Here is a 25,573-nt window from a genome sequence, read left to right on the forward strand (position 1 = left end):
AGGGACTGAGGACTGGGAACTGGGGACTGGAGACTGGGGATTGGGAACAGAAAAACTACTCCTTCCCCACTAGAAGATTACCTAAAGAGGTAGGGTGGGTACCGCCTACTAACAGCAAACGACAAAAATCTTAAAAATTAATCGCCGATCGCTAGTCTCCAATCCCCAACAGACACTAACTTTTTTGCTAAAACAGATTGGCTAAACATGAAAGAACTGGCAATATTACTGTCAAGAAATTTACTGGGCTGGGCAGCTGTTCAAACATTTTTTACACTGCTCTTTATATCGTACCTTCGTTCATCTCGCAAAAATTTATTAGCAGATGAGCAGTTACCAAAAGTCGCTGTAGTTCTCTGCTTGCGAGGAGCCGATCCTTTTTTGCCAAACTGTTTGCAGGCATTATTGAACCAGAACTATCCACAGTATGACATAAAAATTGTTGTTGATAGTCAGGACGATCCAGCTTGGAATATAGTCACCGATTCTATTTACAAGCAAGCTGTAGGTAGAGTTCAAATTAGCTCTTTAAGAGTCCCAAAAAACAATTGCAGTCTTAAATGCAGTTCTTTAATACAAGCTGTCTCAGATTTAGATGATTCTTACAAAGTTGTAGCTTTTGTAGATGCTGATGCAGTCGTTCATCCAAATTGGTTGCGTGAATTAGTGGGTCCTTTATCCCATCCTAAAATTGGTGCGACAACAGGGAATCGTTGGTATTTACCTACTGGTAGATACTGGGGGTCACTAGTCCGTTACATTTGGAACATCTCTGCAGTTCTGCAAATGTCTCTATACAGGATTGCTTGGGGTGGAAGTTTAGCTATCAAGACAGAACTAATCCATCAAACCGGGCTGTTAGAGAAATGGGGACAAGCCTACGGTGAAGATACTATGATTCGTAATGTCCTCGCCAAACATGGAAAGCAAGTTAAATTTGTACCCTCTGTGCTAATTCTCAATCGCGAAGAGTGCGATTTACCAAGATTGATTGGATGGCTGAAACGTCAGTTACTCGCTTCTCGTCTTTACCATCCTTGGTGGTGGGCTGTAGTTGCAGATTCCATTTCGACCATTTTAGTGCCTAATTTACTCTTGATAATATTTTTAGCAGCTTTTTGGACAAAACAATGGAGTACTGCTGCTTTTTGCCTTGCTAGTTTTAGTATCTATACAGTTACATTATTGCTGCTTGCGATCGCATTGGAAAAAGAAGCACAGCAAATTTTGCGCCAGTACAATCCCGTTACAACAGAGTTATCACCTGCTACAATTTTAAAAATGTTAATAGCTATTCCTCTGACACAATGGGTGTCTGCACTAGCAATGGTCGTTTCTTTTGGAATGCGAAGAGTCAATTGGCGTGGCGTCACCTATCGTATTAAAGGACCTTGGGATATTTCTTTAGTTGAATACCGTCCCTATAAGTTGTGCGATAAATTTGGCGATAGCAAGGTTTCGATATAAGAGCGATCGCGAGTTTCAAAATCTAGAACCATACCATGCTTTTGTAGTACGAGCAGTGATGTTTGTACTACATACGTCATTGAATTTTGTTTTTAGGACTTACGCATAGCCTCTTCAGAGTAGCTCTTCTAAAATCTCTCTCCCCGGCGGCGTAACCCTGCAACAACTCTAACTCTATTATCCTCATTTATACACCTCCGCATTAACCATTACATAACAATTATGACTAGCGCGATGTCAATTGAGCCTTTCTAGTAAATGCTCTCCAACACGCAACGCATTTGCCACAATTGTTAGCGTTGGATTGACTGCAGCGCTAGATGGGAAAAAACTACTATCAACAACATAGAGATTATTAATATCATGCGTGCGGCAGTTGAGATCGAGCACTGAAGTTTTAGAGTCTTCTCCAAAACGACAAGTACCGCACTGATGCACAACCTCTTTCAAAGACATCTTCATGGAAAAATACGATGAAAAGGCTCTCGAGCGATCGTTTTTCTCAATTGATTTTAAGACTTGAGTCCAGCGTTTTATCAATCTATTGAAAGCACGTTTGTTGTTATTTGTATACTCCAAAAATATTTTTTCTCCCTCAACACGCACGCGATTGTTGGGGTTCGGCAAATCCTCAGTGATAAGCAACCAAGCAACAGAGTGATTGGCTACAGCCTCAAGTAATATACCGGGTATAAAAGGGGGTGCATCAGCCGCAATTCTGTCTTTATTAAGATTGCCCAGCAATTGTATGCTACCCATTGGGTAAGGAAAATTTTTCTCTCCCCAATAAAAATCATTGATATAAAGTGTTTTTTGATATATTGTAGTATTTTGTTTTGCACTCAATGCCAAGACTACCGCAAATTTATGTGCCATGTAATTACACCCGACAAGATGAGAGCTGTTAGCTAAGCCGTTTGGGTGTTTGTCATTCGCCGATCGCAGCAATAAGGCTGCTGAGTTAACTGCACCACAGGCAACAACAACAAGATCGCCAGAGAATAGATGATGCTTACCTGCAATTTCTGCTTCCACTGCAGTAATTTCAAGACCCGATGCACTGGTATGCAAACGCAATACTTTTGCATTGGTAATTAGAGTTAGATTGGGATAGACAATTGCCGGACGTATACCGTTAATATCAGCATCGGCTTTAGCATTGACGAAACAAGGGAAACCATCACAAGTATCACAACGAATACAAGCACTATTCAAGCGGTTAGCTTCATTAAGTTTGATACCAAGCGGCAGGTAAGATGGGTGTAGCCCCTTATCCTTCAAAGCATCGTGAATTTTTTGAATGTCTGGTTCGTGGCTGACAGGAGGGAAAGGATAGTTTTCACTGCTTAGGGGTTCGGTAGGGTCTAAACCTCGTTGACCGCGAACTTCATAAAGTCTTTCGGCTTGAGTGTAATAAGGAGCAAAGTCTTGATACTTTAAAGGCCATTCCGGAGAAATACCATCTTTATGAACAGTTTTTTCAAAGTCTTGCTCGCGAAATCTGAATAATGCAGCACCATAAAATTTAGTGTTACCGCCAACATAGTAATACGTTACAGGACGGAATGACTTGCCATGTTTGTCATACCACAACTCGGAATTATAATAACGTTGTTTTTGAAAAATTTGCTTGGAATCCCAATTTTCCTTTTCTCGGGGTAAAAAGTTACCTCTCTCTAGGACTAAAATTTTCTTTCCACAAGATGCCAGTGCATTAGCCAAAGTTCCACCACCAGCACCCGTACCAATAATAATTACATCATAACGATTGTCGCTCATTGCTCCTCCATTGTCTCCCAATTCGCAATTAGCCCTCCCTTGTATCTCCTTACGGAGACGCTACTCGTTGCGAAGCTATGCCCGCAGGGCTATATGCCAGTTGCTCGCAGCGGGAAACCCCTCCCTTGTATCTCCTTACGGAGACGCTACGCGTTGCGAAGCTATGCCCTTAGGGCTATACGCCAGTTGCTTACGGCGGGAAACCCGCCTGCTTTCTCTGGTCTCACCATTAGCAATTAGCCATTAGCCATTAGCCATTAGCCATTAGCCATTAGCCATTAGCCATTAGCCATTAGCTAACAGCCAATCACTAACAGCTAATTGCTACCGATGATTCTCGTTACGCATTTGATTTTCTGCACAGGTTTGATTTAACTTTGTTAAACCAATCCATTGATAAATCCGATCGCCAAACTTTGGAAAAAGTTGTATGTTTGAAAACAAAAGCCTTGTCAAAATGCCATCAATTATGACTTCTCCTTGGTTTTGCTGGATCGCTCGAATAACTGCGATCGCAACATCATTTGGCTCTGAGACACGTGCTAAACTAGGTGCTGACAAGCCAAATTTAAGAAACATTCCTGCTTTTGTGTATCCCGGACATACCACTGAAACCCCAACATGAGTATTCGTTAATTCCTGGCGCATGGAGTCCGTCCACATAATTAATCCAGCTTTACTAGCAGAGTAAATACTGTTATAGGGGGCTCCTTTTTTACCAGAACCAGATGCAATATTTACGATATGACCGCTGTTTCGGTTTACCATATCTGGTAAGATTAACCGAGTTAACTCCATTGGTGTTAGTAAGTTAGTTGTCAATATCGAGCGGATATCATTCAAAGCATAATTTTGGAAAGGTCGGTATTTTTCTATTGCGGCATTGTTAATTAAAACATCGACCGGACCTGCTAGTTCATAAATTTGCTTGACTAAATCTGGTAGTCTTTCCAGATTGCTAATGTCAAAGGGTATACTTATCCCTTTACCACCTAAACTTTCAACTTCAGCGCATATTTGCTCCAAACTTTCCTGAGAACGAGAAATAGCTACTACGGTTGCCTTTTCTCTTGCCAAAGCACGGGCTATAAATACTCCAATACCACCGGATGCTCCAGTCAAGACGACTGTTTTACCTGCTATGGATTCCATAACTACCTACTTGTATTGTTTTTAATGTTTAACAAATGCTTGTATTAATTGTTCGTTTTTTTCTGTTCAACAGTAGCACTCTTGTAAAGACGTTTTGAATGAAAGCATCTCTACAAATCTTGCAGCACCAAAGGAAGTTAGAAATTAATTGCCAATTTAACTCAATCTTAATAATATCTTAGGTAATTTTAAGATTTTTTTAGTTTTTATATTTTGTTATTGACGTAACAATAACAGCCCTAAATTATTATTGAGAAACTCAATATCATAAGGAAACATCCTAATTTGGGAAAAATACGCTTGCGATTGAAATCACGCCAACACAAACGAAGTCAGCAAGGCAAGGACTCATTTAAAGCCTGCGTAGACAGGCTTCGTTTGTATAGCCGAGGCAGCGCGTTGCGGTGAATCCAGAGAAAGTAGGCGGGTTTCCCGCGCCCTGGGGATTGGTGAACCCGGAGGGGGGTTCCCCCCGTTGTTCGCGTAGCGTCTCCGTAAGGAGATAGCGCCTGCCGTCCAGAATTCCATTCTGAGGGCAATTGGTGCTCTTTAGGATGCTCCCGTGCAGGCAGACTTCAGATTAAGCTCATGTAAATGTACTTTGTTGGTCTGGCGCAATTTTCAATTATCTGGTCTTTTTCTTATCCTTATAAATGAGAAAAAATTACAATACAAATTATTCATTCAGTTACAAGGAAGGCAATTGTGCCTTGTTATGGAATATAGAATGTTAATCAGTTTGGTGTTTGATAAAAAATACTTGATTGTTTTAGCCAAGAAAATATACAATACAGTACATAAATGATGAGCAACAAATCTCTTCGTATTGCAATTTTTACAAGCTTGTATGCACCTTTTTTAACAGGAGTATCCATAGGCGTACATCAAAGAGTTCGTTGGTTGTTACAGCAAGGGCATCAAGTTTTTCTCATTCACCCTCAAATTAATAACCAGTACCCTGAGTATGTTGGCAATCGTCCCATGTCTGGGCTAGATGAGCTAGAACCTTTTCCCAATTTTTCTGCCTATGCATTTCCAACACAGCCACTCATATTTTACAAGTCTCTTCCGCAACCACTGCACTATCGGCACTGGAGCGATACAAAATTGCTTGAAGAGTTTAAACCAGATATTATAGTTGTGGAAGAAGCACCGCAATTAAGAGGGTTTTACTCACTTTATTTACAAGGTTACGGTCGCCCTATTGGAACTGAATATGCAAAGCGAACGGGAACTCCGATAATATCACTCTTCCATACCGATATCATTGCGTACATACGATATTATTTGGGCGATCGCGGATTCAACTTGATTCGTCCCATCCTTCCTTTTTTAGTGAAGCAGTTCAGCGAAATGTATGATGTCAATTTATTTCCTTCTCGAGAACAGCTTGCTAAATACCAGCAACTGAAATCCCAACGAAGTGAATATCTGCCCTTTCAAGGAATTGATTGTCAAAAATTCAATCCGGCAAACTTATGTTATGACCCTATTCCTGGCGATCGCAGACCTACTCTGCTTTTTGTAGGACGCATTACTGCAGAAAAAAATATTTTCCAGCTTTTACAAGCTTATCCAATAATTGCTAATAAAATTCCTGATGTCCATTTGATTGTTGTTGGGAGAGGACCCCAAGATGAAGAATTTCGCAAGCAAGCAGAAAAGTTTAAAGCTGGTATAACTGTTTGGGGCGAATCTTATGGAACAGAACTTCTAGGCTTGTACGCTCGTGCAGATGTATTTGTCAACCCTTCAATCACGGAAAATTTTTGTACTGCAAATAATGAAGCATTAGCTTCTGGAACTCCTGTTGTGGCTGCTGTTGCACCCTCTACTTCAGAGCAAGTTATCAACGGTCACAATGGCTATTTAGCTGAACCTAACAACCCAACAGATTTTGCCCGTCAGGTCATTACAATTCTTGAAACTTCGGCTCTCAAGGAAGAAATGTCTCAAAATGCTCGCCTTTCAATACTTGAATTTGATTGGTCATCATGCATGGAGAAGTTTGAGAAAAAACTGTATGAGGTTGTAAAAAAATCAAAGAATTTGCTTTTAGTTAGTGGTTAGTGGTTAGTGGTTACAACCAAAAACCAACAACCAAAAACTAACATTCACTTAACACCTTGTCCGGATGCTTTTTGAATCTGTTGGGTAAAGTACTCTTCATCATACTTCAGCTGTTGAGCAATTTCTAACCCTTTCTTAAAGGCTTGGATTGCTTGCGGGTAATCTTTCCGTAGGATGTATATTTGCCCAATCTCGTCATAAGCAGTCATCAAACCATAAGAATTGGACGCTAACTGTTCAGCTTGTATCAAAATTTGGCTTGCTTGCAAAGCTTCTTCTACTTGTCCTTGCGAACGGTAAAGCGCAATTAATTTCCGCAAAATCTCTCCAGCACGAACATACTGCTGCAAGTCCCAAGCAGTCATATACGCTACTTGATAGTTCCTAAATGCTTCTTGCAATAAACCGGGATTGTCTTTTGCTAAGGCTTCGTAATCTGTAGCAATTTCTTGCTTCAAATCTGGTAACTGGGTAAAGTTATTTTCGCTTTGATAGATTTTTGCCAGCTGATTGCGTACTTTTAGTGAATTTTCCGGTTGTTTTGCTTGCTCGTAGATATATGCCAGCTGTTGCAAATATAATAACTCGTTTGTGCGATCGCCTCGAGCAGAAGCCATAGCGAGTAATTTTTCGTATGTTGCAGCGGCGGACGGATAATCAAACCAGCCCATGTGAATTAATCCGATTGTCTTTAGGGTATCAACTTCTGCCCCTGTATCTCCCTGCTGTCTTACTGATGTTAAAATTTGGTCGTAAACTACCAATGCTAACTTCGGAGAGCGTACTTGTTGGTAAGCTTGACCTAAAGCTTGTAAAAATTCTAAGTCTGTAGTTTTTTGAGTTTGTGCCTGCTTTTGAACGGTCTGCAAGCGCTGTGTAATGTACTGGACTTCCTGACGGTCGTTTGCATTCCACGCGATCGCACCCACTCGTGACAGTGCTTGTACCTCAGCTAGCTGTCCCAAAAAACGGCGCAACCGCAATTCTCGATTCCAGATTTCAAAAGCTGATATCTTGTCCCCTGCTGCCAGTTTAGCTGATGCTTGCTGGTTCAATTCCTCAAGAGCAGCCTCTAACGTTTGCCGTTCTTCAGGAGTTAGGGGTCGAGTATCCTTTGGCGAACGAGGACTTAGAGGATCTGGTGTAGTAATTTCTAGGGGATTGGGAGGAAATTTATCTGGTGGTTGCGGTTTTTTAGTAGCCGCAAATGTCAGCGAACTCGAGAAAAGTAACAATGTAGCAGTCGCTGTTATTGTAACACTTAAGCGCCGGGACATGACGGTTTTACCTTTAAGTAGGGGGTAGAGGGGGATAGGGGGATAGGAGGTAGGAAATGAGGTATTGATAGTACTTCTCCCTTGTCCCTCTTATACCCTGTGACTATCTGACGACAAAGAGCAAAAAATTCTCCTGAAAAACGAGTAACTCTAAGTTTTACAATACCTTTATGGGGTCTTGGCTTTCCTAATCCAAAATCCAAAATCCAAAATCTAAAATTACGATGACCAATTCTACAGATATTGCCACTTTAGCCCGTTTGATGGCAGCTGACTTCAGCAACCAAGAGCAAGCTTTTGAAAACCCGCCTTTTTTCGCCCATATTCGCGTGTGTATGCGCCCTCTCCCTTTATCTTTATTATCAGGTGTCGGTTTTTTTGTCGAGCAAGCATACGATTATCTACTTGATGTTCCCTATCGCCTGCGAGTATTGAATTTAATTCAAGCGGGCGACCATATTGAAATCGAGAACTACTGTGTTAAAGAAGAAAAAAACTTCTATGGCGCATCTCGGAATCTCGAACGCCTTAAAACCCTATCAGCAGATGATTTAGAAAAACTGCCCGGTTGTAACATGATTGTAGAATGGACAGGTCACAGCTTTCAAGGCAAGGTAGAACCGGGAAAAAATTGTATTGTTTATCGTAAAGGACAAAAAACTTACCTTGATAGTGATTTTGAAATAGACGAACATAAATTTATCAGTCGCGATCGCGGACGTGACCCAGAAACAGACGAGCACGTTTGGGGATCTGTCGCAGGACCATTTTATTTTGTTCGCTGGGCTAGCTTTGCAGACGAAGTCGCAATATAAGAGAGTCTCATAAGATCGTAAATTTAACTTCTTTCATGGCAATTCTCTTTAGTTTTTGAAATACCCTACGGGTATTTCAAAAATCAAATATAAGTCTTATATGCCAGCATTTACAAACTTTAAAAAAACTCAACCTAGTAGTCTGTCAACTTAAAATTGACGAGTGAAAAAAAACCACGATAGCGAAGCGTGCGTGCCAGCGCATAGACGCGAAGAGCACGAAGTCAGAGAAAAAGAAGAAGAATTTAAAAATTTCTCTACCCGGCAAAGTTGATGTGACTGTTTTTAAGGAATCTCTTTGAGAGTAAAATATTAACTATTAGTTTATAACCTAAAATTTTAAGTTTTAATATCCTGTTGCTGCCAAGTCCAGTTTGCAGGAAAAAGGAACTCTTTCAACCGAAGATTCCCAAGTTCCATCGGGATAAAGTTTCAACAAACGAAATCCAGGTGATTTTGGATCGAGAGAAAAGTTTGAACTCAAAGGCGCAAATTGTATGCAGGTTGAGGGAGTACCAAGATAATCAACAGCGTGGCGCTGACGGTGGAATTCTTGATGTATGTGACCGAATAAAACTAACTTGACTTGTGGATGGCGATCGATTAACGCAAAAAAATCTTGCGGATTTTGGAGGGTACTGCTATCGAGCCACTTTGAATCTACCTGAAAAGGTGGATGGTGTAAGGCTAATAGTGTGGGCTTATTACCTCCTATTGATAGCTGAAAATCCAACCAATGCAAACTTTTGGTTGAAAGATGACCGTGTACGCATCCCGGTACGGTTGAGTCAAGTAATATAAAATGCCATCCACCACGCTCAAAAGACTTCCGTCGGGAAACCAGCCTCAAATTGAGAACTTGTTCCATTGCGATCGCACTGTCATGATTTCCCGGTAACCAGTAAGTGGATATTTCCAACGGATGTAGCAGATTTTGTACCATTTCATAAGACTCAGGGCTACCGTCACCAGATAAATCTCCGGTTAACAGTAATAAATCAAGTTCGCAACGCAATTGTTTCAACCGCCCGATTACAGCTTGAAAAGACAGAGTCGTAGGAATTCCAAGTAATTGTTCGTTCTCATCTGCAAACAGGTGCAGGTCGGACATTTGTGCGATTGACAAAGGAAAAACTGGATTCATCTTTAGTGATAGCGATTTAAGCGTTTTAATATACGAATCTCTACGAAGATAACAAATTGTAACTAAAGTTGCTCTGTGTATTTGCAACATACATTTGTACTGTTTTGTAAAAAACAATACAGTAACTATTTTATGAGCTTTTTGCTACTGGTGTTGCTTTTCTATATATCCGTAAATTCCACAAATATAATATAATTTTTTACTAATTTATATTGCGAAGTCTTCCAACCTCTATAGTACTATAGTACTGAAAATTTTATAAATCATTTATAACGCCCATACGAGCGGTTACAGCTAGAAATAAAATGTCTTTAATACGGTTTTATTTGTAAAGCTCTCATAATAAATAATTCGTAACTCTTCCACTATGAATTACGAATTATCCGTTACTAATTTTCTAAGGTTTTTGAGTTGCGATCGCTAATTTTGCTCCCTCTATTTGCCGAACCTTATCCATCACACCCACAACTTGACCGTGAGTAACTCCTTCATCTGCATTAATCACAACCAACACCTGCTGTTGTGGCTGGACTTGTTGGCGGACCTCATTCTCCAACTGTTCCAAAAGAATTGGCTTCTTATCCAAAAATATCTGTCCCTGCTTATTGATTGTGACTGTCATTTGTGCGGGACGTTCTGTTTGTCCGGTAGCTGCTTTAGGTAAGTTTACTGGTAACCCTTCCGATCTAGTTAAAAACAGTGTTGACATAATAAAGAAAGTCAGAATGGCAAATATAACATCTATCATAGGAACGATATTAATTTGCGCTGGTAGATCGGGTTCATCTTGTAGACGCATAAGTCCTCTCTCCACGTTCATAGCGACGGCGGTATAGCAATTCTAATTCTCCACCGTACTCCTGAATTCGTGCAATTTCTCTTTGATAAAGACCTCGGAAAGTATTGGCAAATAGCAGTGTGAAAATAGCAACAATCAAGCCCGAAGCAGTAGAAACCAACGCTTCACTAATACCAGCCGTTACACCCGCAGTTCTTGAACCTCCCACATCACCAATATTGAGAGATGCAAAAGAAACAATAAGCCCCAACACAGTTCCCAAAAGCCCCAAAAGAGGAGCCAGAGAGATGATAGTCTCAAAGAGATTCTGAAAGCGCTTAAGTAGAGGAATCTCAGCTTGTGCTTCACTTTCTAGAGCCAAACGAAATTCCTCAGGAGTTGGTTCCTCCAACTCCAAAGCCGTGAGGAAAATGCGTGACATTGGTAAATCTGCATTTTTTCGCAGTTTATCAATTGCACCAACGACATTATTAAGACGGTAAAGGTTTAGAACTTCCCTTACCACAAGACTTTGACGGGTATTGACCTTTACCCAAAATCTTATCCTCTCAATAATTAAAGCCACTGCTAAAACAGAAAACGCCAGCAGGGGCCACATAACCAGACCACCTGCAGCAAACAAATTTTGAATTCCCATGTGCTATCTCTCAAGCCGCTAGATTTTGTCAGACTACCAGATTAGGGGATAAAACTGATAGAAGTTCTCAATATAAATTAAAAGAAATGACAATATATGTCAAACAAGTCTCAGTTATATAGTATGGAAATCATGATTTGCGATCGCAAATTTTGCTTAAAAGCTTTATGAATGCTCGATTATAAATGGATTTTTCTCGCTCTAACACGACCGATTATCTTTATTTCTTGATTGACTTTTGTGTCTAAATGTTTTAATCTTCCAGAGTTACTGATAATGGGTGGCAATAAACTATGAGCTTTTCTGGTACAGCTCTAGAGCACAGAGAGAAAGAATCAAGGGCTCTTAGGACTTTTCTAACTTTTAGTCTAGTTGGATCGTTAGGGCTGCATATCGGTGTCCTAGCTTCTGGTATAGCGAACCTCGTGATGAGAGCAAAGCAAATAGAAGACAAACCGATTGAATTGATCGTTCTCGATTCGCCCAAGCTTACTCCAGAGAAGATAAAACCACCAGAACCCCCAAAACAGGAAAAAGTAAAACCACCAGAACCCCCCAAACCGACTAGACTCCGGTTGAAGCCTCAAGCGCCTGTTGTGTCCAAGACAGTTAAAACACCACAAGGTGGTGGTGGTGGCAAAACTGCTGCACCCGCACCAAAAGCTCCTCCTGTTCCACAACCAGTCCCGCCTCAGCAAACAGTGGTAACTCCAGAAGAAAAGCCAATTCTTCCGCCTTTAAAAGATGAAATAAAACCGCAGCGCATACTGACACAAGTTAAGCCAAACTTAGAACCCCAACCAGAAGTTCCTTTACCTCCCAAACAGGAAGTTCCAGTTACAGAGCAGAAGACCGAAAATTTACAGCCCCCACTCAGACGTCCCAGAATTATTCCAGAAGTTGCTAAGAATACAGTACCTGCTCCAAGCGCACCCACTAACAGTCAAGATTCTTCCAATCTAACAAGACGTTTGAGAAGTACCGCAGGCACACCTGGAAGTACTGGAGAAGGTATCGGTGGTGGTAGTGGAGGTGGAATCGGTACGGGTACTGGAAGCGGTACGGGTACGGGTACTGGAAGTGGTACGGGTACGGGTACTGGAACACAAGTTGCAACAGGTCCAAGACCAGCCGTAACAAAATTTGATTTTGTTGATTGTATAAAATGCGATCTCAAATACCCAGAAAGAGCAGAACGGCGAGGTATCGAAGGTAAACCCGGTATCACTTTTGATGTCGATGAAAACGGCAATGTGATTAACATCAAACTCAGCCGTCCTAGCGGACACAAGGAACTAGATGAAGCGTTGGTGAGTCAAGCCAGAAAATTTAAATTAAACTCTGCTGCTGCAGGAAAGCAAAACGTACAGTTGATAGCAAATTTCACTAAGCCAGGAACGCGAGAAAATCGAGAAGCCCTCAAGCGTCAAAGAGAAAGGGAAGAACGCAGACGGCAACAACAAGCAGAAGCTGAGAAGAAACGCGAAGCCGAAGCGACAGCCGTAAATGGGACCGAGGCAACTCCCGGACGCAGAAGGCGGAGAATGATATCGGATTCTCCCGCCACCCCAACTTCTCCAGTTTTGCCTTCCCAACAGCCAGAAAGTCCGGTAACACCAACTTCTCCAGTCATACCCTCCCAACAACCTGAAAGCACAGTTCAGCCTCCAGAACAATCTCCTGCTAATCCAAGCCCAAGCAATTTGGAGCAAACCGCACCTAGTAATGAGAACGATTTACTCGATAGTTTGCGTCGTTCTCAAAAGCAACCTTAAGCAGTTTTCGAGACGTAAGTTTACCTATTTCCAATCTTTTAAAAGTCCTGGGCGAATGTAATTCGCGACTATACAAACGAAGTCTGCCTTCGCAGACTAAGAAAGAATCAAGGTTCTAAAACCCACGCAGGTGGTGAATCCAGCCCTGCAGGCGGTGAGACCAGTGCTGCAGGCGGGTTTCCCGCGCCCTGGCAACTGGCGAACCCGGAGGGGTTTTGCTTGTATAGCCGCGACTTACAGTCGCCAAGGCAAGTATAAATTATAACTCTCCAGCCCTCCTCTAATTGGCGCAGGCTAGCAGAAATAAACTATATTACCTTCTGCCTCCTGCCCTCTGCCTTCTACGAAATTCCCAACTTCTCTAACACGGGTTTTGTAGAAACGATGTGCTTTTGCAAACCCAGTTCTTTTGGACTTACCCCAACAGCTAAAGCAATTAACTGAGGCAAATGCAGAACGGGCAAACCTAACTTTTGCCCAGTAACCTTTTCCACCTCTGGTTGACGGGAATCTAGGTTAAGGTGACACAAAGGACAAGGTGTGACCATACAATCAGCACCAGCGTCTATGGCTTCTTGGATGTGATTTCCTGCCATTTTAAAAGATTGTTCGGTAGCATAACTAGCCAGCGGCCAACCACAACATTGGGTACGTCCCTTGTAGTATACTGGCGTAGCTTGTAGTACACGAAACAAGTTTTCCATGCCCTCTGGTTGGAAGGGGTCATCATAGGGCATTGACTTTTGAGCACGGAGCAGGTAACAGCCGTAAAAAGCAGCACACTTCAGTCCAGTTAACTTGTGAGTGACTCGTTTTTTTATTTCCTCTAAACCGTAATCTTTAATAAGAGCGTAAAGGAGATGTTTCACTTCTGTTGAACCACGATAGGGGGAACAGCCTTCTTTACAAAGAAAGCCATTCACTTGTTCAACGTATGCCGGATCTGTGCTTTGGCGCTCTTTTAAACGTTCGTCTACATGACCGATGACACCCTGGCAAGTACTGCAATGGGTTAATAGTGGTAGCTGTAATTCTTCTGCAAGAGCAATATTCCGGGCATTAACCGTATCTTCTAGCAGTTGAGAATCTTCCTTAAAGGTTCCTGACCCGCAGCAAGAAGCTTTTTTAAGTTCTATAAGTTCAATATCCAATGCCTTACTAAGGGCAACTGTAGACTGGTGAAGCTCGCGGCACGCTCCTTGAGCAACACATCCGGGATAGTAAGCGTATCTCAAAGTATAGGTTAGCATAGTATCTTGGTAACAAGGAGGGCTTTACCCTCGTCAATAATCCATAACTGTTTTATCATCGCTTTTAGTGTTGGTCGCAAATTTGTAGGTACATAGATAAAAAAATGCACATACTCAAACAAAATTTCGTAAGAATTACAAAACAGAGTTTTTTACGAGGTCTATGCGTCCACACTTTCCGATAATATAAATATGCTCAAAATCACATCCCCCAGAAGATCGGATTATAGCAACTCGTTGAGGAATTTTATCTATGAGTCAAACGGAAATTTTTGAAAAGGTCAAGAAAATCGTTGCGGATCAGCTGAGTGTTGAGGGCGATACCATTACACCACAATCCAATTTTGCCAACGATTTGGGCGCTGATTCCCTTGATACTGTTGAACTAGTCATGGCTTTGGAAGAAGAGTTCGATATCGAAATTCCAGACGAAGCTGCCGAAAAGATTACAACCGTTCAAGAGGCAGTGGACTACATCAACAACAAAGTTGCTGCATCCGCATAACAGTGGCTGGGGTTTGGGGATTGGTGATTGGTTGGCAGTTAGGGGGAAGTGGTTAGGAAAAAAATGACTAACAACTAACAATCCCAATCCCCATTGCCCCTTATCCCCATTGCCCCTTATCCCCAATCCTTTATCGCCGTTACCCGCATCAAGAGCCATCTAACTACTGACATGACTGATTTTATACGTAAACGCGTTGTTGTAACTGGTGTTGGCGCGATTACACCTATTGGTAATACACCAGCTGAGTATTGGGAAGGATTAATAACCGGACGCAACGGTATTGGTGCAATTACCCTGTTTGATGCGTCCCGTCATGATTGTCGCATTGCTGGGGAGATTAAGAATTTTGACCCCCATGAGTACATGGATCGCAAGGAAGCTAAGCGCATGGAGCGCTTTTCTCAATTGGGCGTAGCAGCTTCAAAACAGGCTCTTGCGGACGCAAAATTTGTTATCAATGACCTGAATGCAGAACAGGTAGGCATCATCATTGGTTCTGGCATTGGTGGTATCAAAGTAATGGAAGAACAGCAAACAATCTATCTGAACCGGGGTCCAGATCGCTGTAGCCCATTCATGGTTCCGATGATGATCGCTAATATGGCAGCAGGCTTGACAGCAATACACACGGGTGCTAAAGGACCAAACTCCTGTTCGGTCACCGCCTGTGCAGCCGGCTCAAATGCTATTGGCGATGCTTTTCGTTTGGTTCAAGGGGGATACGTCCAAGCCATGATATGTGGGGGATGTGAAGCCGCAGTTACACCCTTATCTATGGCAGGATTTGCCGCAGCTAGAACGCTTTCTACCCGCAATGATGACCCCTCTCGCGCTAGCCGTCCTTTTGATAAAGACCGCGATGGGTTTGTGATGGGTGAAGGTGCGGGCATTCTTATCTTAGAAGAACTACAGCACGCTTTAAGTCGCGGTGCTCGTATTTATGCGGAAATTGTTGGCTATGGCATGACCTGTGACGCATACCACATGACCTCTCCGGTACCCGGTGGAGAAGGAGCAGCAAGAGCGATTCAACTGGCACTGAAGGATGGAGGGTTGACCCCAGAGCGCGTCAGCTATATCAACGCTCATGGCACGAGCACTCCCATCAACGATCCAACAGAAACCGCTGCAATCAAACGGGCTTTGGGTGACCATGCATATAAAATAGCAGTGAGTTCTACCAAGTCAATGACCGGCCATCTTTTGGGTGGTTCGGGTGGTATTGAAGCAGTAGCAACAGTTCTGGCGATCGCTAACAACAGGATTCCACCAACAATTAACCTGGACAATCCAGACGAAGGATGCGATTTGGATTACGTTCCCAACACCAGCCGGGAAGCGAATGTCGAGGTAGCACTGTCCAACTCCTTTGGTTTTGGCGGTCACAACGTGACATTAGCCTTTAAAAAATACGCCTAAAGTGAGAAATTGGAAATTAGGGAGCCAAGTCATACAGCAACTTGCTCGATAGTGGCTTACTTTGAGTATAGGCTAACATAGCTAAACATTCACGGGCAATTGCCCCAGTAAGAATGGAAATATTTCTTCCCCAACCCCTAACTCCTAATTTCGTCGGTTCAGCAACCGATAATAATAGGAATCCCCCGTAAAATTAATTCAAAATCCATATCAAAAATCCCAAAATCTGACGCTTGTCCGTCAGCAAGCACCAATGGGATGATACAGTTACCAGTCAACAGAGACCAGTTCCATTGGTAACCGATCGCTGGTCACTGTTCGCTGATTGAAAGAGTGCTAACCCGTCGTAAAAACCAGAGATTATGCCTGTTGCAACCCAAACCCTCGAAGAACTTTGTATTAATTCAATCCGCTTTCTGGCAATTGATGCTGTCGAAAAGGCAAAGTCCGGTCACCCAGGGCTGCCAATGGGCGCTGCGCCAATGGCGTTTGTTCTGTGGGACCGCTTTTTGCGGTTTAATCCCAAAAATCCCAAGTGGTTCAATCGCGATCGCTTTGTCCTGTCAGCAGGTCACGGCTGTATGTTGCAGTATGCCCTACTCCATTTGACCGGTTACGACAGCGTAACAATCGACGACCTCAAACAGTTCCGCCAGTGGGGTTCTAAAACTCCCGGTCACCCAGAAAACTTTGAAACACCAGGGGTAGAAGTCACCACCGGACCTTTGGGTCAGGGAATTGCCAATGCAGTAGGATTGGCGATCGCAGAAGCACATATTGCTGGAAAGTTCAACAAACCCGACGCCACACTTGTAGACCACTATACCTATGTAATTCTAGGTGATGGTTGTAACATGGAAGGGGTCTCAGGCGAAGCTTGTTCGCTAGCCGGACACTTAGGATTGGGCAAGTTAATTGCTCTGTACGACGACAATCACATCTCCATCGACGGCTCCACAGATGTTTCTTTTACAGAAGACGTAAATAAGCGCTTTGAAGCTTACGGTTGGCACGTACAGCACGTTCAAGACGGTAACAACGACCTTGAAGCAATAGCAGCAGCAATAGAAGCAGCTAAAGCTGTTACCGATAAACCTTCTTTCATTAAAATCACCACCACTATCGGTTACGGTTCGCCCAACAAGCAAAACACCGCAGGCGTTCACGGTGCAGCCCTTGGTGGTGATGAAGTAAAACTGACCCGTGAAAACTTGGGTTGGGAACACGAACCCTTTGTCGTTCCAGAAGATGCCCTCAAGCATTTTCGCAAAGCAGTTGAGCGCGGCGCTCAACTAGAAACTGATTGGAACAAAATTTGGGCAGATTATAAAGCTAAATACGCCGAAGACGCTGCCGAATTTGAGCGGTTGTTAAGTGGTAAACTCCCAGAAGGTTGGGAAAAAACACTGCCTGTTTATAAAGCTGAAGATAAAGCAGTCGCAACCCGCAAAACTTCTGAAGTGACCCTAAATGCCCTTGCACCCGCTTTACCAGAGTTGATTGGTGGTTCTGCCGACCTTACCCACTCCAACTTAACCTACTTAAAAGTATCCGGTGACTTCCAAAAAGGTCAATACCACAACCGCAACCTCCGTTTTGGAGTGCGCGAGCATGGCATGGGAGCGATTTGTAACGGTATTGCCCTGCACGGTTCGGGGCTGATTCCCTACTGCGCGACTTTCCTTGTCTTTGCCGACTATATGCGAGCCGCAATTCGCTTGTCAGCACTGTCAGAGGCTGGTGTCATTTATGTTATGACTCACGACTCCCTAGCTTTAGGAGAAGATGGTCCTACCCACCAACCAGTAGAAACTCTAGCTTCCTTGCGAGCAATTCCCAACCTCATCGTCTACCGTCCTGCTGATGGAAACGAAACCTCCGGTGCTTACAAAGTAGCAGTTGAACAAGCAAATAAACACCGTCCTACCCTCATGGCTTTCTCCCGGCAAAACTTGCCTCAGTTGCCAGGAAGCAGCATCGAAAAAGCCGCAAAGGGTGGTTACATCGTTGATGGCGATGAGAACGAAACACCAGATCTTATCCTCATTGCTACTGGTAGCGAAGTACACCTTTGTGTCGAAGCTGCTCAGAAATTGAGAGAAGCAGGTAAGAAAGTTCGTGTTGTCTCCCTACCTTCTTGGGAAATTTTTGAAGAGCAACCAGCAGATTATCGCGAATCGGTACTACCCAAAGCTGTTACTAAGCGGTTAGCTGTAGAAGCAGCTTCTAGCTTTGGTTGGCACCGTTATCTTGGTAGTGAAGGTACAATGATTAGTGTTGAACGTTTTGGTGTTTCTGCTCCTGGTAATGTTGCTATGGAGAAGTTTGGCTATACAGTTGATAACGTGTTGGCTAAAGCAAAAGAATTGTTGGGTTAATTGGCAACAGATTATTTTCTTAAATTTCTTTAAGGGTGGGCATTGCTCACCCTTTTTTTACTTAACTGTACTGCCGTAGTACGAGCAACGCCCACCCTACACAAAGAGTTAAATTAGACTGCTTATTTAGACCTTTAGATAGATAAGGATCTGAGCAAATTGATAGAAGATTAATTACGATATATTACATTTTGCCCGTCTACCAGTGCTTGCAGGCGCAGGATATGCAGAAATTATTAATTCTTTAGAATTTTTCATAAATTTAGCTAACCCTAAGTAGAATAAATTCGGAACAGAGATTGTGACCGATATAGTAAAAGCAACTATTTCAGAGGAAATCTTTGCAGGCGGTGGAGAAATGGGTCAAGTAATGCGATCGCTCGATTGGTCGCAAACGCTTTTAGGTCCGGTATCTCAATGGGCGCAAAGTTTGAAAACAGCGGTCAGCATTATATTAAACTCCCGCTACCCCATGTTTGTTTGGTGGGGAGCAGAGTATGCCAACCTCTATAACGATGCTTACCGTCCAATGCTCGGTGCAAGCAAGCACCCGCAATTTCTGGGACAGTCTGCTAAGGATTGCTGGGCTGAAGTCTGGGATGTTCTCGGTCCCTTAGCTGATAGCGTTTTAACCACAGGCGAACCGACTTGGTCAGACGATTTGCGGCTGATAATGGATCGTTATGGATATTTAGAAGAAACATATTTTACCTTCTCCTACAGCCCAATTCGGGATGAAAGTGGTGGAGTGGGTGGAGTCTTTTGTGCTGTCATTGAAACAACAGCGCGGGTTATTGGCGAGCGTCGTCTGCGAACGTTACGGGAACTAGCATCGAATGCAGCACACGCAAAGACTGTTCTTGAAGCTTGTGACATTGCAGCAGAAACACTGTACAAAAATTCAGCCGATATTCCCTTTGCTTTGCTGTATTGCTTGGAAGAGGAAGGCAAACGAGCAAGGTTGGTAAAAACTGCGGGTGTGGAGGCGGGAACTCCTGCAACCCCGGAGTGCGTGCTCTTAACCGACGCAATAGATCCATGGAATCTGACAAAAGTCAATCAGACAAATACGGCAGAAATTATTCCCGATTTAACAGAGCGCTTCGGGAAACTTCCCATAACATTTCGGGTAGAATCCCCTTCAAAAGCAATAGTGATGCCCATTGCTCGGTCTGGAAAGCAACAACTCGCAGGATTGCTAGTGTTGGGTATTAGTCCCCGACTCCCCTTTGACGATGAGTACCAAGGATTCTTCGATCTAGTTGTCAGCAATATTGCAACTGCAATTGCTAATGCCGATGCTTATGAAGCAGAACGCAAACGTGCTGAGGCATTGGTGGAGTTAGACAGAGCAAAGACAGTCTTCTTTAGCAATATCAGTCATGAGTTTCGTACACCACTTACACTCATGCTCAGTCCCCTAGAAGAAATTTTAGCCGATCCAACAGGACCGCATGCCAGCGATCGCTCTCAACTGGAAATTGCTCATCGCAATTCCCTGCGCTTGTTGAAACTTGTTAACACCTTACTGGATTTCTCTCGTATTGAAGCAGGGCGCATGGAAGCAGTTTACGAGCCAACCGACTTAGCGATGGTAACTGCGGATTTAGCAGGCGTATTTCGGTCAGCTATTGAAAGTGCGGGGATGCAGTTGTTCGTAAACTGTCCTCCCCTGCCTGAAAGAATATACGTTGACCGGGAAATGTGGGAAAAAATTGTCTTGAACTTGCTCTCTAACGCCTTTAAATTCACTTTTGAGGGAGAAATTACTGTTGACTTGCGCTATTGCAGCAATCGCATTGAGTTAGAAGTACGGGATACTGGTACAGGTATTCCACCGGCTGAATTGCCCCACATATTTGAGCGCTTTCATCGAGTGCAAGGAGCTAGGGGAAGGACTTATGAAGGTTCGGGCATTGGTTTGTCATTAGTTCGGGAACTCGTAGACCTACACGGCGGTACGATTCAAGCGAGCAGCGTCATTGATGAAGGAACAAGTTTTATTGTGTCCATTCCTACAGGATGCGCTCACTTGCCGCAAGAACACATTAAATCAACATCCATCTCGGCAACAACAGCAATGGTAACAATTCCCCATGCTGAAGCGGTAATTCCCTGGTTGCCAGAAGAAAGTGGGGGAGTGGGAGAGTGGGAGAGCGGACAAGGAGGAGAATTCATGCCCTCACCCTCACCCGTGCGTGTCTTGTTAGTTGACGACAACGCTGATATGCGCCACTATATGAAACGTTTGTTGAACCAAAAGTACGAGGTGCAAGCTGTAGCCGATGGAGTGGCTGCGCTGGCTGCGGTTCATCAACAAACTCCGGATCTTGTAATTACAGACGTTATGATGCCGAAACTAGATGGTTTTGGTTTGTTAAGCAAGCTACGGGCTAACCCAAAAACAAGAACTTTGCCCGTTATTCTGCTATCTGCCCGCGCTGGAGAAGAATCCCGCGTTGAAGGTTTAGAAGCGGGCGCAGATGATTATCTTATCAAGCCCTTCTCCGCTCGTGAATTATTGGCTCGTGTGGAGGCAACTCTCAAGATGGCTCAGATGCGGCAAGAAGTCGCCCGTTACGAGCAGATCTTACGGGTAGAAACCGAGATAGCACATAGCAAAATCAACAACATTCTAGAAAGCATCACTGATGCGTTTGTGGCATTCGACCACCATTGGCGCTACACTTACGTCAATCAGCAAGCCACAGAGCTTTTGCACAAGAGCCGTGAAGAGTTACTCGGCAAGCAAGTGTGGGAGGAAGTTTTTCCAGAAACAGTTGGAACTCTGATTTACCAAGAGTTTCATCGTGCTGTTACGGAGCAAGTTGCTGTTGTCTTTGAGGAATTCGGTCAGTCAATAGGTAAGTGGCTGGAAATTCACGCCTATCCCTCCCCAGATGGTCTTGCTGTTTATTTTCGGGACATTACCGAACGAAAGCATTCACAAGCAGCACTACAGCAGAGTGAAGAACGTTACCGCTCGCTGGTAGAAGCCACTGCATCAATTGTCTGGGTTGCCGATGGCTCTGGCTCAATTGTGTCAGCACCCGCTTGGGGAACATTGACCGGGCAAACGCAACAGCAGTACATGGGCTGGGGTTGGCTTGATGTAGTCCATCCAGATGACCGTCAATTGACAGTTCAAACCTGGACTGAAGCACTACAGAACAAGGTATCCTGCGAGGTTGAGTATCGATTGTTACATTATGACGGGGAATATCGTTATGTGTATGTACGGGGCGTACCTATCTTAGACGTTGCTGGTAATGTACGGGAGTGGATTGGCACAGTCACCGACATCAGCGATCGCAAACAAGCAGAGATAGCACTGCGGGATAGCGAACAGAAGTACCGTAACATCGTACAAACAGCCAATGAGGGTATTTGGTTGATTGATGCTGAAACTCAAACACTCTACGTTAACGAGCGGATGGCTCAGATGCTCGGCTACACGACAGAAGAAATACTTGAGCGTACAGTACTTGAGTATTGCTTCCCACAAGATATTTTATCTGCCTGCAAGCACATTGGTAGCAATTTCCAGGGAAAAAATGAGCAATTTGATTTTCGCTTCCGACGCAAGGACGGTAAAGAACTGCTAGTGCTAGCGTGTACCAGTCCCGTGCGAGACGGACAAGGTAATATTATTGGCGCACTAGGGATGTTCACAAATGTGACAGCTCGCAAGCAAGCAGAAAAGGCGCTACAGCAGAGTGAAGAGCACCTGAAATTGGCAAACGAGCGATTTGAGTTGGCAGCGACAGCGGTGAACTGTCTGATTTATGATTGGGATATAAAGCGAGATTTGGTTGAAAGAACTGATGGGTTAACCAGAATTTTAGGTTATTCACTTGCAGAAGCCGAACCAACCTCTCAGTGGTGGTGCGAACGCGTGCATCCGGGGGATTTGCAACGGGTAAAAGAGGAAGCAGCAACTGTCTTTACAAAGAGCGATCGCTTTACCTGTGAGTATCGAATCCTTAACAAAAGCAACCAGTATACCTATGTAGTAGACCATGGAATAGTTGCTGCACGAGACGCTCACGGAAACCCAAGCCGGATAGTAGGGAGTACCGTAGATATCACAGAGCGCAAGCAAGCAGAGTCAGAACGCGCCCAATTACTCGAGCGAGAGCAGCAATACACGCGTCGCCTGCAAAAACTTACTGAAGCATTCATCGCCATTAATTCCACCTCATCACTGAATGAAAGGTTGCGATTGATTACAGATAAAGCTCGTGACATTATTGAAGCGCATCAGTCAGTCACTAGCATGACAGTAGATCAAAATTGGGCACAAGCAATTCACACAATTTCTATGTCAGACAAATACGCCCGGTGGCAAAATTACAAAGTAAAACCAGATGGTTCGGGTATCTATGCGTTTGTTTGTCGCACGCAGCGTCCGGTACGAATGACCCAAGCTGAACTAGAAGCACATCCGGCTTGGCGTGGATTTGGTAAAGAAGCAGCCAACCATCCACCGATGCGGGGTTTGTTGGCTGCTCCCTTTACTAACCGTAATGGCAAAAACATCGGGCTCATCCAACTTTCTGACAAACATTCTGGCGAGTTTACCCAAGAAGATGAAGCCATGCTCGTACAACTAGCGCAGATGGCATCAGCTGCAATTGACAATGCTCAACTTTATGAGGAATCTCAACAAGCCAATCGCGTCAAAGATGAGTTTTTAGCAATCTTATCTCATGAATTGCGTTCCCCACTCAACCCTATATTAGGTTGGGTAAAACTTCTGCAAAGTCGGAAGCTCGATAACCAGAAAACAGTTGAAGCTTTGGTAACTATTGAGCGTAATGCTAAGTTGCAAACCCAACTGATTGACGATTTATTGGACGTTTCCCGAATTTTACGTGGTAAGTTAAGCTTAAATATTGCTCCGGTGAGCTTGAAATCCATTATTGAGGCAGCCTTAGAGACAGTGCGTTTAGCTGCGATCGCGAAATCAATCCAGATTCAGACAGTCTTAGAACCACATTGTAGAAGCAACGTTCGCCCCCATCAACTACAAGTTGCAGGCGATCCCAACCGTTTACAGCAAGTGATTTGGAATTTACTTTCCAACGCCATCAAATTTACTCCCAATGGTGGATGCGTACAAATACGATTAGAACAAGTCGGAGATGCCGTACAAATTCAAGTCACTGACAATGGTAAAGGCATTAGTACAGAGTTTTTACCCTATGTTTTTGACTACTTCCGCCAAGCTGATGCTTCCACAACTCGAACACATGGCGGTTTGGGATTAGGGTTAGCCATTGTACGTCACCTCGTAGAGTTGCACGGCGGTACGGTAACGGCTGCTAGTCCTGGTGTTGGACAGGGGGCGAGTTTTACAGTTATGCTGCCAATGCTAAATTTTGAGCCAGAGATAAAGGAGGATGAGCCAACCGATAGCGAACCTGATTTGACAGGAATTCGTGTTTTAATTGTAGAGGATATTACTGACTCCCGTGAATTTCTAGTTTTTGTACTTGAACAATATGGAGCGATCGCAATAGCAAGTACATCAGCACGAGAAGCATTCGAGGTGCTGCAACAATTCCAACCAGATGTAATCGTAAGCGATATTGGTATGCCAGGTGAAGATGGATACACCTTAATTCGTAAAATCAGAGCACTGACTTCAGAACAGGGAGGTAGAATTCCAGCCATCGCTTTAACAGCGTATGCTAAGGATGAAGATCGGGATAAAGCACTGTCAGCTGGTTTTCAAAAACATCTTTCCAAGCCTGTAGAGCCAGCAGAATTAGCAGCTACCATCGCCAGTCTTCTAACAAATTCTTAATAAAATTTATTTAGGGCTTGCTGAAAAGAAGAAATTAATAGATCGCTGGTTACTGCTCGCTGCTCATTAAAATAAGTAAAGGGGGACAAGGAAATTAGCCCCGTGCAAGCCATTCCCTTATCTCCCACCTCTCCAAGATTCCCTCTCTTACATGGGCAGATAAAGAGCAGTAAACTACAGCATTTATCGAACATCCAATCCGGATAATGAGTGGATAAGTTCGTGTTGCATATGGTTTACAGAGCCATAATATACCCCACTTTACTTACCCGTGTCGCTCTCCCACAGTTGAGTTTTTACCTATACGAAGTATTAGTCTCTTACCCGAACTTTTGGCTAGGTATCCTTAATACACAAGGATTACGAGCTATTACGTAGGTTACTCGTAACGCTAACTTTTTTCAAGGATACAGCTGGTCTTAAAAGGACCAGACCCATCATAATTCATAGAATCGGTCAAAATTTAAAGCAAAATATAACTTGCAGAGAGAATTATGTTGCTTGTCAGACTAATTATCTTTTAAGAATTCGTTGAAAAAGTAGTTGTTAGGAAAGACTGACAATTCCGCGTTTAAGAGCAACAAGAACTGCTTGGGTTCGGTCATTGACAGCTAATTTGCTTAAAATATTGTTGATGTGGAACTTAACAGTACTTTCAGAAATACGCAGGGTAGCACTAATATCTTGGTTGCTCTTACCAACTGCCATCAAGCAAAGAACTTGCGTTTCGCGATCGCTCAGTTCTGGGTTACTCATCCGTTCTGCTAGTTTAGCTCCCACTGTAGGTTGAAGATACTTTTGGTTGCTAGCAACGGTGCGAATAGCTGTTAAAAGTTCATCAGGTTCAGCGTCTTTGAGCAAATAGCCCTTTGCGCCCGCCCGCAATCCGCGATAAATATCTTCATCACCATCAAAGGTTGTCAGTACAATAATTTTGGCATCATGAAACTCACTACAAATCAAGTCGATAGCACCAACACCTCCCAACTTAGGCATCCGCAAATCCATGAGAGTGACATCGGGTTGATATTCGCGAAACATTTCTATGGCAGAAATCCCATCACCCGCCTGTGCAATCACCAGCAGATCTGGCTCTCGTTCAATCATCACCGCTAAGCCCTGACGTACCACAGGATGGTCATCAGCAATCAGAACGCGAATAAGATTTGACTGAACTGAGGTTTTAGCCATTTGTGCTAGTTGTTAGTTGTTAGTTGTTAGTTGTTAGTTGTTAGTTGTTAGTTGTTAGTTGTTAGTTGTTAGTTGTTAGTTGTTAGTTGTTGGTTGAAAATCA

The 25,573-nt window shown here is 43.5% G+C and carries 16 protein-coding genes; 8 read left to right on the plus strand and 8 right to left on the minus strand.

The window, feature by feature from the left end; all coding sequences use genetic code 11:
• Window positions 1-207 precede the first annotated feature (207 nt).
• Complete coding sequence (locus tag HC643_RS11770; RefSeq protein ID WP_038078399.1) at window positions 208-1,467, plus strand: glycosyltransferase family 2 protein; 1,260 nt, start codon at window positions 208-210, stop codon at window positions 1,465-1,467.
• Window positions 1,468-1,704: 237 nt separating this feature from the next.
• On the opposite strand, the gene HC643_RS11775 is transcribed toward HC643_RS11770, so the two are convergent.
• Entirely contained in the window at window positions 1,705-3,246 is a 1,542-nt protein-coding gene (locus HC643_RS11775; protein WP_038078397.1) for a GMC oxidoreductase, read from the minus strand.
• A gap of 324 nt (window positions 3,247-3,570) precedes the next feature.
• Window positions 3,571-4,398 (minus strand): SDR family NAD(P)-dependent oxidoreductase, encoded by an 828-nt coding sequence (locus HC643_RS11780; protein ID WP_038091414.1) that lies wholly within the window; start codon window positions 4,396-4,398, stop codon window positions 3,571-3,573.
• Window positions 4,399-5,202: 804 nt separating this feature from the next.
• On the opposite strand from HC643_RS11780, the gene HC643_RS11785 reads away from it, so the two are divergent.
• Window positions 5,203-6,468 (plus strand): glycosyltransferase, encoded by a 1,266-nt coding sequence (locus HC643_RS11785; RefSeq protein WP_038091568.1) that lies wholly within the window; start codon window positions 5,203-5,205, stop codon window positions 6,466-6,468.
• 44 nt (window positions 6,469-6,512) lie between these two features.
• Here the strand turns inward: HC643_RS11785 and HC643_RS11790 are convergent, their stop codons facing one another.
• Window positions 6,513-7,745 (minus strand): tetratricopeptide repeat protein, encoded by a 1,233-nt coding sequence (locus HC643_RS11790; protein WP_038091411.1) that lies wholly within the window; start codon window positions 7,743-7,745, stop codon window positions 6,513-6,515.
• Between the two features lie 224 nt (window positions 7,746-7,969).
• On the opposite strand from HC643_RS11790, the gene HC643_RS11795 reads away from it, so the two are divergent.
• Window positions 7,970-8,560, plus strand: a complete 591-nt coding sequence (locus tag HC643_RS11795; protein ID WP_038091408.1) for a chromophore lyase CpcT/CpeT — start codon at window positions 7,970-7,972, stop codon at window positions 8,558-8,560.
• Between the two features lie 346 nt (window positions 8,561-8,906).
• Here the strand turns inward: HC643_RS11795 and cpdA are convergent, their stop codons facing one another.
• The 3 genes from cpdA to HC643_RS11810 form a co-directional block, all read right to left on the minus strand.
• Window positions 8,907-9,704 (minus strand): 3',5'-cyclic-AMP phosphodiesterase, encoded by a 798-nt coding sequence (gene cpdA, locus HC643_RS11800; RefSeq protein WP_038091405.1) that lies wholly within the window; start codon window positions 9,702-9,704, stop codon window positions 8,907-8,909.
• A gap of 397 nt (window positions 9,705-10,101) precedes the next feature.
• Entirely contained in the window at window positions 10,102-10,503 is a 402-nt protein-coding gene (locus HC643_RS11805; protein WP_038091403.1) for an ExbD/TolR family protein, read from the minus strand.
• The gene (locus HC643_RS11810) at window positions 10,487-11,140 is read right to left on the minus strand and encodes a MotA/TolQ/ExbB proton channel family protein (protein ID WP_038091400.1); all 654 of its coding nucleotides are present in this window, start codon (window positions 11,138-11,140) and stop codon (window positions 10,487-10,489) included. Before HC643_RS11810 ends, HC643_RS11805 begins: the two co-directional genes overlap by 17 nt.
• A 428-nt stretch (window positions 11,141-11,568) precedes the next feature.
• Between HC643_RS11810 and HC643_RS11815 the strand changes: the two genes are divergently transcribed.
• Window positions 11,569-12,915, plus strand: coding sequence for an energy transducer TonB (locus HC643_RS11815; protein WP_237265868.1), 1,347 nt, complete (start codon window positions 11,569-11,571; stop codon window positions 12,913-12,915).
• Window positions 12,916-13,256: 341 nt separating this feature from the next.
• Here HC643_RS11815 and HC643_RS11820 read toward each other — a convergent pair whose 3' ends face one another.
• Window positions 13,257-14,165, minus strand: a complete 909-nt coding sequence (locus HC643_RS11820) for a CoB--CoM heterodisulfide reductase iron-sulfur subunit B family protein (protein WP_038091396.1) — start codon at window positions 14,163-14,165, stop codon at window positions 13,257-13,259.
• A gap of 253 nt (window positions 14,166-14,418) precedes the next feature.
• Here HC643_RS11820 and acpP point away from each other — a divergent pair, with 253 nt between their 5' ends.
• The 4 genes from acpP (at window position 14,419) to HC643_RS42560 (ending at window position 24,279) form a co-directional block, all read left to right on the plus strand.
• Complete coding sequence (gene acpP, locus HC643_RS11825) at window positions 14,419-14,670, plus strand: acyl carrier protein (RefSeq protein ID WP_038091387.1); 252 nt, start codon at window positions 14,419-14,421, stop codon at window positions 14,668-14,670.
• 171 nt (window positions 14,671-14,841) lie between these two features.
• Complete coding sequence (gene fabF / locus HC643_RS11830; RefSeq protein WP_038091384.1) at window positions 14,842-16,092, plus strand: beta-ketoacyl-ACP synthase II; 1,251 nt, start codon at window positions 14,842-14,844, stop codon at window positions 16,090-16,092.
• Window positions 16,093-16,454: 362 nt separating this feature from the next.
• Window positions 16,455-18,470, plus strand: a complete 2,016-nt coding sequence (gene tkt / locus HC643_RS11835) for a transketolase (protein WP_038091381.1) — start codon at window positions 16,455-16,457, stop codon at window positions 18,468-18,470.
• A gap of 301 nt (window positions 18,471-18,771) precedes the next feature.
• The gene (locus HC643_RS42560; RefSeq protein ID WP_050045700.1) at window positions 18,772-24,279 is read left to right on the plus strand and encodes a PAS domain S-box protein; all 5,508 of its coding nucleotides are present in this window, start codon (window positions 18,772-18,774) and stop codon (window positions 24,277-24,279) included.
• A gap of 546 nt (window positions 24,280-24,825) precedes the next feature.
• On the opposite strand, the gene HC643_RS11845 is transcribed toward HC643_RS42560, so the two are convergent.
• On the minus strand, window positions 24,826-25,470 hold the full coding sequence (locus HC643_RS11845) for a response regulator transcription factor (RefSeq protein ID WP_038091378.1): 645 nt from the start codon (window positions 25,468-25,470) through the stop codon (window positions 24,826-24,828).
• Window positions 25,471-25,573: the final 103 nt, after the last annotated feature.

Source organism: Tolypothrix bouteillei VB521301 (assembly GCF_000760695.4).
Taxonomy (GTDB): domain Bacteria; phylum Cyanobacteriota; class Cyanobacteriia; order Cyanobacteriales; family Nostocaceae; genus Scytonema; species Scytonema bouteillei_A.

Bases quoted from the DNA above. Each gene is read 5' to 3' on its own strand.
- cpdA (WP_038091405.1), bottom strand. From the start codon at position 9,704: ATGAATCCAGTTTTTCCTTTGTCAATCGCACAAATGTCCGACCTGCAC.
- HC643_RS11790 (WP_038091411.1), bottom strand. From the start codon at position 7,745: ATGTCCCGGCGCTTAAGTGTTACAATAACAGCGACTGCTACATTGTTA.
- HC643_RS11780 (WP_038091414.1), bottom strand. From the start codon at position 4,398: ATGGAATCCATAGCAGGTAAAACAGTCGTCTTGACTGGAGCATCCGGT.
- HC643_RS11815 (WP_237265868.1), top strand. From the start codon at position 11,569: ATGAGAGCAAAGCAAATAGAAGACAAACCGATTGAATTGATCGTTCTC.
- HC643_RS11770 (WP_038078399.1), top strand. From the start codon at position 208: ATGAAAGAACTGGCAATATTACTGTCAAGAAATTTACTGGGCTGGGCA.
- HC643_RS11785 (WP_038091568.1), top strand. From the start codon at position 5,203: ATGAGCAACAAATCTCTTCGTATTGCAATTTTTACAAGCTTGTATGCA.
- HC643_RS11845 (WP_038091378.1), bottom strand. From the start codon at position 25,470: ATGGCTAAAACCTCAGTTCAGTCAAATCTTATTCGCGTTCTGATTGCT.
- HC643_RS11820 (WP_038091396.1), bottom strand. From the start codon at position 14,165: ATGCTAACCTATACTTTGAGATACGCTTACTATCCCGGATGTGTTGCT.
- fabF (WP_038091384.1), top strand. From the start codon at position 14,842: ATGACTGATTTTATACGTAAACGCGTTGTTGTAACTGGTGTTGGCGCG.
- HC643_RS11805 (WP_038091403.1), bottom strand. From the start codon at position 10,503: ATGCGTCTACAAGATGAACCCGATCTACCAGCGCAAATTAATATCGTT.
- tkt (WP_038091381.1), top strand. From the start codon at position 16,455: ATGCCTGTTGCAACCCAAACCCTCGAAGAACTTTGTATTAATTCAATC.
- HC643_RS11810 (WP_038091400.1), bottom strand. From the start codon at position 11,140: ATGGGAATTCAAAATTTGTTTGCTGCAGGTGGTCTGGTTATGTGGCCC.
- HC643_RS11795 (WP_038091408.1), top strand. From the start codon at position 7,970: ATGACCAATTCTACAGATATTGCCACTTTAGCCCGTTTGATGGCAGCT.
- acpP (WP_038091387.1), top strand. From the start codon at position 14,419: ATGAGTCAAACGGAAATTTTTGAAAAGGTCAAGAAAATCGTTGCGGAT.
- HC643_RS11775 (WP_038078397.1), bottom strand. From the start codon at position 3,246: ATGAGCGACAATCGTTATGATGTAATTATTATTGGTACGGGTGCTGGT.